This is a genomic window from Arhodomonas sp. KWT (genome assembly GCF_010993615.1).
The window spans coordinates 1-782 of record NZ_WNXE01000782.1 but is presented as its reverse complement, the minus strand read 5'-3'; the positions used below and the strand labels follow the sequence as shown (position 1 = coordinate 782).

General features: G+C 69.4%; 1 protein-coding gene. It reads right to left on the bottom strand.

What is annotated here, in order from left to right; translation table 11 throughout:
• A partial coding sequence (locus tag G7A99_RS22375) for a TonB-dependent receptor domain-containing protein (protein ID WP_163144210.1) occupies nucleotides 1–782 on the bottom strand: 782 nt, incomplete at both ends.

The following is a 782-nucleotide window of genomic DNA, read 5'->3' as shown; positions in this document are numbered from 1 at the left end:
CGGCGCGGACCACCGCCGCCCTCGACCCAGTTGGAGTCGCCCTCCTTGAGGTCCGGCGTGCGGTAGGCGGCGCTCACGCCACCCTTCACGGTCAGCCGGGGACTGGCCATGTAGACGCCGTAGAGGCGGGGTACGAGCTCGTTGCCGTAGTTCTCGTCACGCACCCAGCGTGCGCCGGTGGTCAGCGAGAAGCTCTCGCCGAGCATCCACTCGTCCTCGGCGAACAGCGCCATGTCCCAGCGCTCCAGGTTCGAGTGCTCCTGGGCGCGGACCGGGTTCTCCGTCTCCTGCACGCGGTACTGCGCACCCACGGTGAGCAGGTGGCTGGCGAGGGGGAGCACGGTCCGGGTGTTGCCGGTGGTGCGCTCGTAGAGCGATTCCTGGGTCAGGTTCTCCATCTCCGCGTGCTGGACGTAGCTGCTGGTGCGCACGCCGCCGCCCCAGGCGAGGTCGTGGGAGACGCTCTGGTGGCGGCGCACCGTCTCCAGCTCGGAGTCGCTGCCGGTGAGGTCGGCGTGACCCTCCGTGTCCTGGGTGGCGTAGCCGGCCTCCACGGAGACGTCGTTCGCCTCGTTCGGCGACCACTTCACCCGCGCGGTGGTGTCGTCGCGGTCGTACTCCCGGTAGCCGTTATCGATGTCGTCCTCGTTGCGGCGGAACGTCGAGCCGAAGACCGACACCGCAAGGTGATCGTCGATGATCGGCCCGCTGACGTAGTAGTCGCCCTGCCCCCGGTCGCCGGCGTCCTCGTTCTCCTGGGCCGTGCCCTGCAGGGTGAACGA